The 13,782-nt window shown below is 42.3% G+C and carries 13 protein-coding genes; 5 read left to right on the top strand and 8 right to left on the bottom strand.

Annotated elements, in window-relative coordinates; genetic code table 11:
- Positions 1-19: 19 nt before the first annotated feature.
- From add to cyaY, 8 genes are all read right to left on the bottom strand, one after another.
- Positions 20-1,021 (bottom strand): adenosine deaminase, encoded by a 1,002-nt coding sequence (add, locus tag EJ103_RS00585; protein ID WP_096040964.1) that lies wholly within the window; start codon positions 1,019-1,021, stop codon positions 20-22.
- A gap of 138 nt (positions 1,022-1,159) precedes the next feature.
- Complete coding sequence (locus tag EJ103_RS00580; RefSeq protein ID WP_126005477.1) at positions 1,160-3,850, bottom strand: CHASE domain-containing protein; 2,691 nt, start codon at positions 3,848-3,850, stop codon at positions 1,160-1,162.
- A gap of 46 nt (positions 3,851-3,896) precedes the next feature.
- Positions 3,897-5,006 carry a heme biosynthesis HemY N-terminal domain-containing protein gene (locus tag EJ103_RS00575; RefSeq protein ID WP_126005475.1) on the bottom strand — a complete coding sequence of 370 codons (1,110 nt, stop codon included), beginning with the start codon at positions 5,004-5,006 and terminating at the stop codon, positions 3,897-3,899.
- Positions 5,003-6,835 (bottom strand): uroporphyrinogen-III synthase, encoded by a 1,833-nt coding sequence (locus EJ103_RS00570; RefSeq protein ID WP_126005473.1) that lies wholly within the window; start codon positions 6,833-6,835, stop codon positions 5,003-5,005. Before EJ103_RS00570 ends, EJ103_RS00575 begins: the two co-directional genes overlap by 4 nt.
- A complete protein-coding gene (hemC, locus tag EJ103_RS00565) occupies positions 6,836-7,774 on the bottom strand; it encodes a hydroxymethylbilane synthase (protein ID WP_029773745.1) in 939 nt (312 codons plus the stop codon). It lies immediately after the preceding gene.
- 35 nt (positions 7,775-7,809) lie between these two features.
- Entirely contained in the window at positions 7,810-8,745 is a 936-nt protein-coding gene (locus EJ103_RS00560) for a DUF2914 domain-containing protein (protein WP_126005471.1), read from the bottom strand.
- Between the two features lie 21 nt (positions 8,746-8,766).
- A complete protein-coding gene (locus EJ103_RS00555; protein WP_004588976.1) occupies positions 8,767-9,423 on the bottom strand; it encodes an alpha/beta fold hydrolase in 657 nt (218 codons plus the stop codon).
- Positions 9,420-9,743 (bottom strand): iron donor protein CyaY, encoded by a 324-nt coding sequence (gene cyaY / locus EJ103_RS00550; RefSeq protein ID WP_004588977.1) that lies wholly within the window; start codon positions 9,741-9,743, stop codon positions 9,420-9,422. The genes EJ103_RS00555 and cyaY overlap by 4 nt, the downstream gene beginning before the upstream one ends.
- Positions 9,744-9,891: 148 nt before the next feature.
- Here cyaY and EJ103_RS00545 point away from each other — a divergent pair, with 148 nt between their 5' ends.
- From EJ103_RS00545 to EJ103_RS00525, 5 genes are all read left to right on the top strand, one after another.
- A complete protein-coding gene (locus EJ103_RS00545; RefSeq protein ID WP_004588978.1) occupies positions 9,892-10,083 on the top strand; it encodes a lipoprotein in 192 nt (63 codons plus the stop codon).
- Entirely contained in the window at positions 10,084-11,337 is a 1,254-nt protein-coding gene (lysA, locus tag EJ103_RS00540) for a diaminopimelate decarboxylase (protein WP_029773748.1), read from the top strand.
- 64 nt (positions 11,338-11,401) lie between these two features.
- Complete coding sequence (dapF, locus tag EJ103_RS00535; protein ID WP_004588980.1) at positions 11,402-12,232, top strand: diaminopimelate epimerase; 831 nt, start codon at positions 11,402-11,404, stop codon at positions 12,230-12,232.
- Positions 12,229-12,840 (top strand): DUF484 family protein, encoded by a 612-nt coding sequence (locus EJ103_RS00530; RefSeq protein ID WP_024032071.1) that lies wholly within the window; start codon positions 12,229-12,231, stop codon positions 12,838-12,840. Before dapF ends, EJ103_RS00530 begins: the two co-directional genes overlap by 4 nt.
- Positions 12,837-13,781 (top strand): tyrosine recombinase XerC, encoded by a 945-nt coding sequence (locus EJ103_RS00525; RefSeq protein ID WP_126005469.1) that lies wholly within the window; start codon positions 12,837-12,839, stop codon positions 13,779-13,781. Before EJ103_RS00530 ends, EJ103_RS00525 begins: the two co-directional genes overlap by 4 nt.
- Position 13,782: the final 1 nt, after the last annotated feature.

Here is a 13,782-nt window from a genome sequence, read left to right as displayed (position 1 = left end):
TTTTTTGTATTAAGTGTGTTTAACGTGCTGCAGCAAGCGCAGTTAATGCGCTTTTATCGCTGTCGCTTAAAAATGCAATCTCTAAGGCATTAGCTTGTGCCTTATGCATATCGGCTTGTGTTAAACCGGCCTTTGGCGCAGCCACTAGGTATTCATGCTCAATTTCAATACCCTCTACTGCCGGATCGTCGGTATTAATACACGCTAAAATACCGTGATCTAAAAACTGTTTAAGGGGGTGTTTAGCTAAATCGTTTACGGTACTGGTTTGAATATTACTGGTTAAGCACGACTCAATACCAATGCGGTTATCGCGCAGGTAGTCCATTAGTTTAGGGTCTTCAATTGCTTTTACCCCATGGCCAATACGGCTTGCACCTAATTCATTAATGGCTTGCCAAATACTCGCTGCGCCCAGCGCTTCACCGGCATGAATGGTAGCGGCCAAGTAAGCGTCTCTTACTTGCTTAAATTGTTCGACAAAAAGCTCTCCCGGAAAACCAATTTCATCTCCGGCTAAATCAATCGCCACTAAATCATTTTTAAAGGCAAGTAATGCGTCAAGCTCCTGCTGGCAGGTTTTAACACCGTAAGTACGCGACATAATACCAATTAAGTTTGCTTTAATATTGGCGCCTTGAGTAGCCGATTTAATACCATCAACCACGGCCTCAACCACCCCTTGCGGGTGTAAGCCTTGGCTTTGTGCCATATAATACGGGCTAAAGCGAAGCTCTACATAATCAAGTCCCTGCGCTTGAGCATCTTCTATGTTTTCAACTGCAATGCGTCTACAGGCGTCGTAATCGCCCAGTACCGTTACACCCCAGTCGAGCTTTTGCAAAAATGCCATTAAATCAGGCTCAGGATCAATAACTTGCACATGAGGGATAAGCGCCTCTACGTTATCAGCAGGTAGCGTAATATTAAACTGTCGACCAAGCTCTAGTATGGTTTGCGCACGTACATTGCCATCTAAATGGCGATGAATATCTAGCAGAGGTAATTTTTTATTTATCATAATAGCGACTCGGTTAGGTTAAAATTGCGCGCATGATACGCAGGTACAGTTATTTTTCAAGTGTAGAGCAGTTAAAGTAAATATTAGCGGTCATATGTCTGCTTTTTACTCAAAAAGTGAACAAAATTAGGTTTTTGTTCACTTATTTTGATGAGCTAAGTGATGCCAGAGTGTTTTAAATAAGGTATTTGCTTCAATGGGTTTAGTAATATAATTATCCATACCGCTGGCAACTGCTTTTTTAACATCGTCATCGTGGGCATTAGCAGATAAGCCAATAATAGGTAGGTCAAACAAACCAAGTTCATTACGAATAACTCGCGTGGCTTCAAGGCCATCCATTTTTGGCATTTGTATATCCATAAGCACAATGTCGTAGGTATGCTCTGTCAGCTTTTCAATCGCCTCAAAACCATCATTAGCAATATCAGCAACGCACCCTTTGGTTTTTAAAATAGCGCTCGCGACGTGTTGATTTAATGGATTATCTTCAACAAGTAATAATTTATAATCTGCAAAAGAAAGCGCACTAACATCTATCTCATCATATTGTTGCTTTATTTGCTCAGCCTTTGGTAGCGGCGAATAAATTGGCAGGCTAAAAGTAAACGTAGAACCGTGCCCTTCGTGGCTTATTAAATCAATTTCTCCACCCATCAACTCTACAAGCTTTTTGCATATACTTAAACCTAAGCCCGTGCCGCCATATTGACGCGAGGTAGAGCTATCTGCTTGTGCAAACGGTTTAAAGAGCTGTTTTTGCGCCTCTTTACTAATACCAATACCGGTATCGTTAACGCTAAAGTAAGTCATTTTTTTAGATTGCCACACTTTAAGTGTGATGCTGCCTTTGGCTGTAAACTTAATGGCATTATTGATTAGGTTTAGCAAAACTTGTTTTAAGCGTATTGGGTCGGTGTTAATAACCAAGTTACTTGATTTATCGTAATCAAGCATAAATTCTAGCGACTTTGCTTCTATATCAAACTGCAGTAAATTAGCCACTTCTTCACTGAGTGTGCCTACATCAATTGGCTCTTGAATTAAATCAAGTTTGCCTGCTTCCATTTTAGAAAAATCGAGCACATCATTTAATACTCTTAGCAATACGCCCAGAGCCCCATCCGCTTGCTCAATATAGCTGCGAGCTTGCTGCCAATCGTTTTGCTGTAGGGCTAAATAATGCAGCCCTTTAATACCATTAATAGGCGTGCGAACTTCGTGGCTCATATTTGCTAAAAACTGGCTTTTTATTTCATTGGCTTCATCGGCCTTTTGCTTTTCTAAGCGTAAAATTTTTGTTTGTTTTGCTACCTGCTCACGTATACGAATATTGGTACCCGTTACCGATATTAAAAAGGTAATAAGCAGCCAAACAAATAACATGCCGGCTATTTGTGCAAGCCAGTAAACTAACCATGACTCTCGTTGCATTGGCTGATGCAGCTCCACCTGCCACACCCGCTTACCTACCAATAACTTATAGTCTTTTAACGGCAATAGTTGCTGGTGATCGGCAATAAAAATAGGTTGTGCATTATTCTCTGTTGTGGTGTCTGTAAAGCTCACTGCAACGCCGTTGTTTTGATCAAATAACACCGCGTTTGATAGTCTTTCTAAACTTACAACGGCTACCACAAAACCTTTAAAATCGTCTTCGGTAATATTGTTGCCAAACACCGGATGAAAAAACAACACGCCGCGCTCAGCTTCGTTTTGTACTAAATTTATTGGCTCACTGATCACCAACTCATTTAACACTTTTGCTTTTATTAATGCAGATCGCCTTACCTCATTTGAGGCAAGATCAAAGCCAATTACATCTTCATTTCCCGACAAAGGATGTGCGTATTGTACGGGGTAGTAAAAATCTCGTGGGGGCGCGGCTTGCCAACTGCCATCTTTTGCTCTTTCTTTTAAGCTATATTTAGCCAGCTCGGTGTTGTTATTAGCCTCTATATACTGAGCTAGGTTTTCACTTGGTAAGTAGGGCACCCACTCAAATGCTAAAATTTCTTCGCTGTAACTAAGCTGCTTAGAAGTAAACTGCTTAAATTCAGTAAAGCTCACATCGTCACTACTAGAAAAAAAGGTCGCCAGTAAGGCGAGGTGTGCTGTTATTTCGTTAATTTTATTGTTGATAGCATCTTGAGTGGCTAATATTTTCAGCTCTTCTTTTTGAATGTTTTTTTCTTTTTTTACACTGGCCGCGCCATAAAAGCTAATACTTATAACCATATAAATTAACAGTGAGGGCAGTATAACTTGTAGGCGATAATTTACCTGTGAATAATTAAATGCCGCCAGCATAAGCGGAGTAAAAACAAGCACCCCAATACTGTCGCCTATCCACCACGCTATAAACGTATCCCAACCGGCTTGAGACACAATAACGCCATTAAAAATTAATAAGCTGGTGCCTACACCTGCAGCTATAACACAGCACAATGGGCCGGCAACAACGAGGCTTTGAATACAGTGCTTTAAAGAAGATAAGTCGAGTGGTGCTTTAATCACTTTAGTGACCAATTGGCTACCTACCCATGCTTGTAAAGTAGCAGCAAAGGTAACAGCCGCAGCATGCATAAACACACTTAATTGAAATATCGCTGAGGCGCTTTCTAAATGAATAAGGTTAGTAAAAAAAGCCCCTAAAACAATACCTAGTAAGCTCTTTCTGCCCCAAATTAAAAAGCCAGCAAGCGCAATTCCCGAAGGCGGCCACACAGCCACTGCGTAGCCATCTATCGCTAATAGTAAATTACTAAAATATCCGGTAAAAAAGTAAGCGCACGCTAAACTTACAGTGACAATGAAAAAGTGTTTCAACCCAATGCTCCCGAATATCAAAGCTGCAAAAGTATAAGTGTAGCCTTTATTGATACAAAACGAGTGCTTTATCGGCTTGTGCGGTATTTTTATAGCTAAGCGCTGCTTGCTGAGCAAATTGCTTTTTGTTTTCGATATTCAAGGCTTTATCAAAAACCTTTGCGGCTAACTCATAATCGCCTTGAGCATTAGCTAAACACGCAAGCGAGAGTAATAATGCGTTGTTTGCATCATCTTTTTTCAGGCGCTCTTGAATACTACTTTGAAGCTTTACAGCCTCTGCCGAGGTGGCGTTACTTAATATATTAGCCAGCTGAGCATGTTGCTCGTCGTGCTTCACCATTTTAATTAAGTCACTTTCAATCGTACTTAACTGGCCCACTTTAGCCATTTGCATTAAGTAAGCTGTATTAGCATGAGCTTGTAGCTTTTTAGGAAGTTGTTTATATTTTTCAGTGATTTTATCGCTAGCTTGTGCATTAAAATAGGCATTAAACAGCTGTGTCCACTGCGCATCGTTGAGGACTTTTTTGCGAAGTAAACGCGGTAAAAAGTCTTCAAGTGCACTAAAGTGCTGTTGCTGTACAAGTATTTCGGCGTATAGCTTAAGCTCAAGTGGTGTCGCTTTTTTTGAATCGCTGTTAGCACGCATTTGTGATTCTATTGCGCTACTATCGCCACTGGCTATCCAAAGTTTAGCAACGTTAAGTTGCTGCTCTGGGCTAATTTCAAATAAACGCTCTAGTGCTTTGTCGGTTTGGTTATTAGCAAGCGCTGCTTTTGCTAATAGCGCTAAGCGTATATCTTCAAACTTACTGGGTACACTATTACCTGATAACGTTTGCTCAACAAGCTCGTAATCATCGTTTATCGCACTCCATAAGGCTTGCTCTATAGCTGCTTGCTTTCGCTCTTCGCTACGCGCAAAAAAACCATGTTTAGTATTATGATAAATCGACAATAAATAGCGCACTAATTTGTAAGTTAAAAACAAAATTGTTGCACTAATTACCGCCATAATACAAAACGATACAATCGTGCCTTCAATCGTGGTGTTGTTAAACGAGATCAGCACATAGCCTTTTTCATCCAGTACAAATGGCGTAATCGCTAAAACTAAAACAATCGCAACAATTAATACTATAAGCCCTATCATTGCGCCCACTCCTTAACCTGCTGTGTACTTTGTAGGTTTACTTCAGGGTTAAAGTTTAATGGCTCTTTTTCTAGGCTAGTTAGTGCATTTATAACCACTTTTGTCGCCTCGTCATCTTGTTTAAAGTACTCATTAACAAGACGCTTTGCCTCACTTATGGCACTAAAATAAATGCTCGCTTGTTTGCTCATTAATGCATCTTGAGCTTGCGTCACATTTAATTTAATACGTTGATTAATTAAGTGGCGCTCCTGATCGGTTAGCAGTGGCTCTATAGCAACCCCTTCGTGCTGGCGAATAGTAATAAAGCTATCAACTAGCTTGTTCCAGCTATTACTTAGGTTTTGCTGCCAATCGCTTACATCTTCACTCAAGGCATTTTTTTCAATTTCTGCTGTTTCTTGCGGTATGTTAACGGCATTAAATGCAAGGTTATCTATGCTTGATAACACGCTATTAAGTTTTAAGTAAATGGCTTCTGTTGGGATAGGTTTTAAGCTATCTAGTGTTTGAATGTCTTGTGTTATTGCTTGGCGAACTGCAACAGTACCTGGGTGTTCACTCAATAAGGCATCTAAGCGTTTAAGTACAGCGCTGGCACCTTGGTAATCTTTTTCAGCCCACAGTTTAAACTCAGCCATACGTTGTAAGCTGGTTACTTCTTGCGGGTTTAGTGAAGCGCCTTGCTGCTGAGCTTGTTGCAATGCAGCTTTTAATTGTTGCTGGTTGTTCTCTGCACTTTCATTAAGCGCAGCCGCCACTTTTTGTTCACTATTGAACAATGCTTGCTGAAGATTAGATTGCGCAGACTTGAGCGCCTGTAACTCTTGTGACAATAACGCGTTTTCTTCTTTTAGTTCATTAACAGCTACATTTTGGGCTTTACCTGCATTGAGTTTTTGGTAAAACTCATACCCCACACCACAGGCAACAATAAGCGAAATGATCAGCGCTAATACCGCTAATTTACTTATTTTTTGCTTATCGTTATGTGGTTTACTGTGTGCTTTAGCTGCCTCTTTTTTTTGTGCAGAGGCCGCTGCCTTAGTGGTTGGTGTGTTATCTGCCGTTACTGGCTTTGACTGTTCGCTCATTTTGCTACCTTGCTGTTTTATGCAGGAAAACATAGCGGTATCGCTTGCCCCTGCGGCAATGTGTATATTAGCCGAGCTTACCTGTTGCTGTTGTAAATAAGCGGCTATACGCTCGCTAGCAACATAAAATCGGCACTGTTGTAACCACTGTAACTGTTGTTCAGTCAGGTTATTAAATATTGCATCAACTGCTGCATTACTGGTTATGACTATACCTTGTACTTTCAGGCTTTGCCAGTGGTCTGTCCAGTTGGCTTTTTCAGCGCTTATTGGCTCGCGCTTGTATACCACACAGTTATTTAAAAATGCCCCACGCGCCTTTAAGGTTTTGGCAATATCTGGACGCCCCGCTTGGCCTTTTACTAATACAATATTGCTACCATCAACCTCAGCTAACGAGTTTAGCGCCAATAACCCTTCAGAATCATGCAGTTTAGGCACTGCTGCGCGCACGCCAAATAACACATAAATAGTATCTGCAGTTTGCTGACCTACTGCGTAAAATTGCGCTTTGGTATTTATTGTTGGCTTTAATTGCGCAAGGGCAGTAACGGCATCTTGAGAGATAAAAATAATTTTATCGGCATTAATTAGCGGGCTTAGCTCGGTAGTAGAAGGCATAAGGTAGGATATTTTTAAAACAGGAAATAATGACGCCTGATAACCCGCTTGCTCAAGTTGCTGAGCAAGGGCTGCGCCTTTTCCTTCGGGCCGAGTTATCAGGATATGTGTCATTTATGCGTCTCTATATACTTCTGCTAATATTTTGTCGGCGCCTTGCGCTAATAACTTTTTAGCTAGCTGCACACCGATAGCTTCTGCATCATTTATATGACCGGTTACTTCGTCATGTAAAATTTCACTACCATCTACTGCGCCCACGAGGCCACGTAAATGCACTTGCTCGCCATCAACTAATGCGTAGGCACCAATTGGTACTTGGCAGCCACCTTCTAAATGACGATTCATAGCACGCTCTGCATTTACACGAATACGTGTTTGGGTATGCTCAAGCGGGGCCAGTAAGGCTTTTGTTACTTCATCGTCAATACGACATTCAATGCCGACAGCACCTTGTCCGTTAGCAGGTAGAGATACCTCTGGCTCAATATAATCAGCAATACGCTCGTCCATTTTTAAACGTAGCAATCCGGCTGCAGCTAAAATAATCGCATCGTACTGGCCATCATCTAGCTTAGCTAAACGAGTATTAACATTACCACGTAAGTCTTTAATGACTAAATCAGGGCGCAAAGCTCTAATTTGGCACTGACGGCGAAGGCTAGAAGTACCAACTACAGCGCCTTGTGGTAATTCGCTTAAATTGGCAAAGTTATTTGATACAAACGCGTCGCGCGGGTCTTCACGCTCACAGATTGTGTGCAGTGCTAAGCCTTCTGGAAATTCTACGGGTACATCTTTCATTGAATGCACTGCTATATCCGCGCGGCCATCTAACATTGCTTGCTCAAGCTCTTTAACAAACAAGCCTTTACCACCAATTTTAGCAAGCGGTGTATCTAAAATAATATCCCCTTGAGTAGACATAGGGACTAATTCTACGCGCACATCAGCATGAAAATGCTCAAGCTGTGCTTTTACAAATTCAGCCTGCCAAAGCGCTAAAGCACTTTTACGGGTTGCAATGCGTACTAACTTTGTTTTTTCTGTCATAGGGGTATCCAAATAGTTACAGCTAATAGCCAAGCTTAATTAGCTAAAATTCTAAATTCTTTTTGAGCAATTAAATTACCTTGCTCATCAACAACATCTACACGCCAGTGGCCTGTTTGTGTATTCATAATATTTTTGGTTGAGTACGTTCTGTAGCGCGGCGAGGTAACATTAAGTGAAATCTCAGCCATGGTTTCACCCTCATAAGACCATACATGCTTTACTTGTTGGCCTTGTAGGTTTTTAAGCTCACTAAAAAACGAAAGTGCCTCTTCAAACTGATTTAAGCGGATATCTGCAGCAAATACATTCGTGGGCTCGCGCTTACTTACTTTGCGAGTAAGCACTGCACGGCTAATTTTACCTGTATCAATTTGTGCGCCTAACGCAACACTGGCAATGTTCGCATTAGATGAAAAGCCTTCACTGCTAGTTAGCGAACCGTCGTCGTTTTCAATATCTGGGAGCTGTCCATTGGATGATGCGCTTAACTGCGTGCTTGTAAGCGGCTGATTAGCGATAGGCTCAGCGAGTTCAGTATCTGATTGCTTAATAACAGAAACTTGATTGCTTTGAACGTTAGCAATTGGTTCTATATCCGTTTGCTCATTATTGCTTTGCGCTAACGAAGTATTATTAACGCTTTCATCTTCAAGCACCGCTGGCGCCACATCTGCTATATCATTTATAAGCTCATTTGGGCGCGTTTGCTCGTCATTTATACTCACCGTGGGCTCAACATTATCTGCTGTGTTGTCGCTTAAAGGTGAATACGGCGATTGCTCATTAGATTGCTCGCCCTGCTCGGCATTTACCGAGCTAGTTAAGCCATACACAACCGCTGCCGAGGTCATTGCTACTAACATAGAAACACTCGCAATACGACGCCAATGCCACTCGTAGCTTACATTAGGTATACTATTTTGTGGTTCGCGTTTTACATTTGCTTTAATAACTATTTTTTGACTCATATTGACCTCAGCGGCTCCAAATTAGCTTAAACGGGCAATTAACCATTGGCGAATAGCTTGCAGTTCTTCTGCGCAAACCTGATGAGCCATAGGGTATTCTTGCCAGCTTACATCCATGTTATGTGCTGTTAATACTTCAAACGCACTTCTACCCGCGCTATGCGGCACTACATTATCTTGGCTACCATGAGCCATAAATACATTTAAATCAGTATGCTTTGCTTCTTGCGCTAGCTTTTCAGGCACGCACATATAAGTAGACAGCGCCATAACACCTGCAAGTTTGTGCTCAAATCGCGGCGCTAAATGTAAAGACACCACGCCCCCTTGCGAAAAGCCCGCCAAAATAATTTTATTGGCAGGTATACCATTTTCAATTTCTTGATTGATAAGGGCTTGCACTTTTTCGGCTGAATCTCTCACGCCTTGTTCATCGGCGCGTTTGTCTAATTCTATAGATTTAATGTCGTACCACGAGCGCATTTCCATGCCACCATTTATGGTGACCGGTTGAATAGGCGCATGCGGAAAAATAAATCGTATACCAAGCTCACTGGGTAAGTTAAGTTGCGGTGCAACCGGAGCAAAGCCATCGCCAGAGTCGCCTAAACCATGTAACCAAATAACAGTGGCTTTATGCTCACCTTGCGCTGGGTATTGTGCAAACTCTAAACTCATAAGCTTGATTGCCACTTAATTTCTTGGCCAGCTTGGCGAGTAGACGCTTGGTTCATAAACTCCCAAAACTCTGCGCCAGAGCGGTTATCAATCCACTGGCCGTCACGCATTTCAAAATGGTGGCCATTAAATTTAGTCGCAACCCACACTTGATGCAAAGGCGCTTGTTTGTTAATTACAATTTTACTTTTATCAGGGAAAATTATTTCTAAAATACCCTCTGCCGATTCGTAGTCTAAATCTGCTTCGCAATCATCAACTTGCTCTTCAATTGTGAACATAAGAGCTTCGGCTAATTGGTGATATTCGTGTTCAGTCATTGTAATTTTCCTTTGCAGGCGAGCTGCCTAATATTGGGTACGGTTTATATACAGCTAGTGTAACAGGAATAAAATCATCCGCGAATAGCTGCATTTTTTAGATATTCTGTTACTCTGCGATTATAAAGCCAGCAACCGTATTAATCTAATGAAAGCGACACATACCTTACAATTAAAACGACTATATATAAGTACTTTACTGCTAAGTGCATTAGCTGGCTGCGGCCAAAGCGGGCCTTTGTATTTACCAGAGCAACAGGCTGAGCAAAACACACCCCCTAATACGGCACAGCCAACGCCCGTAAAAAAAACCAACACAGAGCAAGTGCAGGAGCAATAAATGGATTATTTTAACTATCAAAACAATCAATTATTTGCCGAAGATGTCAGCATTGCCACAATTGCTCAGCACTATGGTACGCCGTGTTATGTGTACTCGCGTGCTACTTTTGAGCGCCATTATTTAGCCTTTGCAAATGCCACTAAAAATCATAAAAGCTTGGTGTGCTACGCAGTTAAAGCTAATTCTAATATTGCAGTATTAAATATATTAGCGCGTTTAGGCTCAGGGTTTGACATAGTGTCTAAAGGTGAGCTGGCGCGTGTAATAAAAGCCGGCGGTGATGCCAGTAAAGTGGTGTTTTCAGGTGTGGCTAAAACCGCCGACGAAATTGCTTATGCACTAAAGTTAGGCATTAAATGCTTTAACGTTGAATCGGCCTCAGAGCTTGAGCGTATTTCTGAGGTAGCGTGCGAGTTAAATTTAGAAGCCCCTATTTCTATTCGTGTAAACCCTGATATAGATGCCAAAACACACCCGTATATTTCTACCGGTTTAAAAGAAAACAAATTTGGTATCGATATTCAAACGGCTGTGAGCGTTTATCAGCATGCGGCGTCTTTACCAGGTCTAAAAGTAACAGGTGTAGATTGCCACATAGGCTCGCAATTAACTGAGGTTAAACCTTTTTTAGAAGCGCTTGATAAGCTAATGGCATTAATAGATGAGCTTAAAGCAAATGGTATTGAGCTTACTCATTTAGATATTGGCGGCGGGTTAGGCGTTCCTTATAATGATGAACAGCCTCCTCACCCAAGTGAATATGCTGCGCAAGTTACCGAGCGCTTAGCCAATTACAAACACCTTGAGCTTATTTTTGAGCCAGGACGCGCTATAGCCGCTAATGCTGGAATTTTAGTAACGCAGGTTGAGTTTATTAAGCAAAACCAAGATAAATTTTTTGCCATTGTCGATGCGGGTATGAACGACATGCTTCGCCCTTCGCTTTATCAGGCATGGCAAAAAATCATTCCTGTATCGGTGCGCGATGACGACACCCCAACACATAACTTTGATATTGTGGGCCCAGTGTGCGAAACCGGCGACTTTTTAGGAAAAGACCGCGAGCTAGCCCTTAAACAAGGCGACTTATTGGCGCAGCGAAGTGCTGGTGCCTATGGTTTTACAATGAGTTCAAACTACAACTCTCGCCCACGCGTGGCCGAAATAATGGTAGATGGTGAGCAACACCACCTTATTCGCCAACGCGAAACCATCGAGAGCCTTTATCAAGGTGAGAAAATTTTACCATAAACGTTTTTGTTAAGGCGCTGCTCTGTGGCATGATTAGCGCAGAGCAAACCCGAATTAGAGCGCTATGTTAGTTAATTTTTCCAAAATGCACGGCTTAGGCAACGACTTTGTTGTAATTGATAACATTACACAAAATGTATTTTTGTCTCGCGATCAAATCAAAAAACTGGCTGATCGCCACTTTGGTATTGGCTTTGACCAATTACTTATGGTTGAAGCCCCTTACTCCCCTGATCTCGACTTCCATTACCGTATATTTAATGCCGATGGCAATGAAGTAGAACAATGCGGAAATGGCGCACGCTGTTTTGCCCGCTTTGTGCGCATGAAAGGCTTAACTAACAAGCACAAAATTAGTGTCTCGACTAAGTCGGGCAACCTCACGCTATACATAGAAAAAGACGGGCAAGTGACGGTAAACATGGGCCATCCTAATTTTGAGCCTGCTAAAATCCCGCTTAAAGCCAGCAAGCGAGAACTAACTTATATAATAAGAGCTCAAGAGCACACTGTATTTAGTGGCGCTGTGTCTATGGGTAATCCGCATTGCGTGTTAGAAGTTGACGATATAGCTACCGCCCAAGTTGAGGTGCTTGGTCCGCTGCTTGAAAACCACGAACGTTTTCCAAATCGAGCCAATATTGGCTTTATGCAGGTGGTCTCGCAAGATCATATTAAACTTAGGGTGTGGGAGCGCGGCGTTAGTGAAACCCTAGCGTGTGGCACGGGTGCCTGCGCAGCAATGGTAATTGGCCACATTCAAAGCAAACTTAACACCACGGTACAAGTTGATTTACCCGGCGGCACATTACAAGTACGTTGGAGCGGCGAAGGTCACCCTGTCCGCATGACAGGCCCAGCCGAGCATGTATTTGATGGGCAAGTTGCCTTATGAGCGAGCTAACAAAAGAGCAAGTCGCTGAGTATTTAGCGCGCCACCCTGATTTTTTAATAGAGCAGCCAGAGCTACTTGCACAACTTGAGTTACACCACAAAACGCAAGGCGCCACCTCGCTTGTGCACATACAACAGCGCCAATTGCGCGAGCACAATACTCAGTTAAAAAATCAAATACACAGTATGAGCGAACACGCTACGCAAAATGAGCTAGTGTATCGCTTGTTTAGCCAATGCCATCGCCAACTGTGGACAAACTACGACTTTAATACGCTTGCCGCAAATTTGCGCAATATTATTTGTACCAGCCCACACATTAGCGAGTGTAGGTTGGTTAAATACAACAACACTTTAGATGGGCTTATTGAGCACCGCCTTAGCCAATTTGGGCACTACCTAGGACGCGTTAATCAGCAAGAGCGTGAGCTATTATTTTGCGAAAACACGCAGTCTTCTGCTATTTATCTTATTGGTTGCGCTGAAAAACCCGTCGCTATATTGGCCTTTGGCAGCCATGATGAAAACCATTTTGAACCCGCACAAGATAACCTATTCGTGCTTGATTTTGTTCATGCATTGCAACTTAGGCTGTTGGAATTGGCATGAGCGACGAGACGCCTAACACTGAGCAATTAAGTGAGCATTGGCGTACACCCATTCATTTATTTAGTGACTATTTAAAGTACGAAAGACAGTACTCAGAGCACACTGTAAATCAGTATGTTAGCCAACTAAACTTTGCCGCCCTGTATTTTAGTAAATTATGTGATGACTGGTTTGGCGTACAAGGCGAGCATATTCGCCGCTACAGCATGGCGCTTCGTTCAAAGCAATTAAGTGGGCGCACCATTAGTTTAAAATTAAGCTGCATTCGTAGTTTGTATAAATTTTTAAAAGCCAAAAACATTGCTCAGCACGCGCATTATCATAACCCAGCACAAGGCATTAAAGGGCCTAAATTTTCTAAGCCTTTACCTAAAAATCTCGATGTAGATCAAATGGCAAGCCTACTGGAGATTAACGATGACGACCCATTAGCCATACGAGACAAAGCTATGATGGAGCTTATGTATTCATCCGGGCTACGCATTAGCGAGTTAGTTGGCACCAACTTACGAGATATAAACGCTGCAAACGGCGAAATATTAGTCAAAGGTAAAGGTAACAAAGAGCGCCTCCTTCCCGTGGGTCGCAAAGCGCTCACAGCGTTAAAAAACTGGCTCAACATACGGGGGCAATTTGCAAAGCCTGACGAAATGGCGGTGTTTTTAAGCAGTAAAAAAAATCGTATTTCGGTTCGCCAAGTTCGCTTACGCATGCAAGAGTGGGGAATAAAACAAGGCATTAGCTCACAAGTGCACCCACATAAACTTCGCCACTCGTTTGCCTCTCATATTTTAGAATCATCTGGCGATTTACGCGCTGTGCAAGAATTATTAGGGCACAGTAGTTTATCGGCTACGCAAGTATATACGCATTTAGATTTTCAGCATTTAGCAAAGGTGTACGACAACACTCATCCGCGCGCTAAAAAACAAACCGATTAGG

Origin of the sequence: Pseudoalteromonas sp. Xi13 (genome assembly GCF_003952205.1) — a bacterium.
In the GTDB taxonomy this organism is placed as follows: Bacteria; Pseudomonadota; Gammaproteobacteria; order Enterobacterales; family Alteromonadaceae; genus Pseudoalteromonas; species Pseudoalteromonas atlantica.
Note: the sequence above shows the minus strand (reverse complement) of the source record. Positions and strands in the feature narration are given on the sequence as shown.

What these genes read in the sequence shown, in the direction of transcription:
- EJ103_RS00555 (WP_004588976.1), bottom strand. Translation starts at nt 9,423, where the DNA reads ATGAGTTTAGAGTTTGCACAATACCCAGCGCAAGGTGAGCATAAAGCC.
- lysA (WP_029773748.1), top strand. Translation starts at nt 10,084, where the DNA reads ATGGATTATTTTAACTATCAAAACAATCAATTATTTGCCGAAGATGTC.
- EJ103_RS00525 (WP_126005469.1), top strand. Translation starts at nt 12,837, where the DNA reads ATGAGCGACGAGACGCCTAACACTGAGCAATTAAGTGAGCATTGGCGT.
- cyaY (WP_004588977.1), bottom strand. Translation starts at nt 9,743, where the DNA reads ATGACTGAACACGAATATCACCAATTAGCCGAAGCTCTTATGTTCACA.
- dapF (WP_004588980.1), top strand. Translation starts at nt 11,402, where the DNA reads ATGTTAGTTAATTTTTCCAAAATGCACGGCTTAGGCAACGACTTTGTT.
- EJ103_RS00545 (WP_004588978.1), top strand. Translation starts at nt 9,892, where the DNA reads ATGAAAGCGACACATACCTTACAATTAAAACGACTATATATAAGTACT.
- EJ103_RS00570 (WP_126005473.1), bottom strand. Translation starts at nt 6,835, where the DNA reads ATGACACATATCCTGATAACTCGGCCCGAAGGAAAAGGCGCAGCCCTT.
- EJ103_RS00575 (WP_126005475.1), bottom strand. Translation starts at nt 5,006, where the DNA reads ATGATAGGGCTTATAGTATTAATTGTTGCGATTGTTTTAGTTTTAGCG.
- add (WP_096040964.1), bottom strand. Translation starts at nt 1,021, where the DNA reads ATGATAAATAAAAAATTACCTCTGCTAGATATTCATCGCCATTTAGAT.
- hemC (WP_029773745.1), bottom strand. Translation starts at nt 7,774, where the DNA reads ATGACAGAAAAAACAAAGTTAGTACGCATTGCAACCCGTAAAAGTGCT.
- EJ103_RS00560 (WP_126005471.1), bottom strand. Translation starts at nt 8,745, where the DNA reads ATGAGTCAAAAAATAGTTATTAAAGCAAATGTAAAACGCGAACCACAA.
- EJ103_RS00530 (WP_024032071.1), top strand. Translation starts at nt 12,229, where the DNA reads ATGAGCGAGCTAACAAAAGAGCAAGTCGCTGAGTATTTAGCGCGCCAC.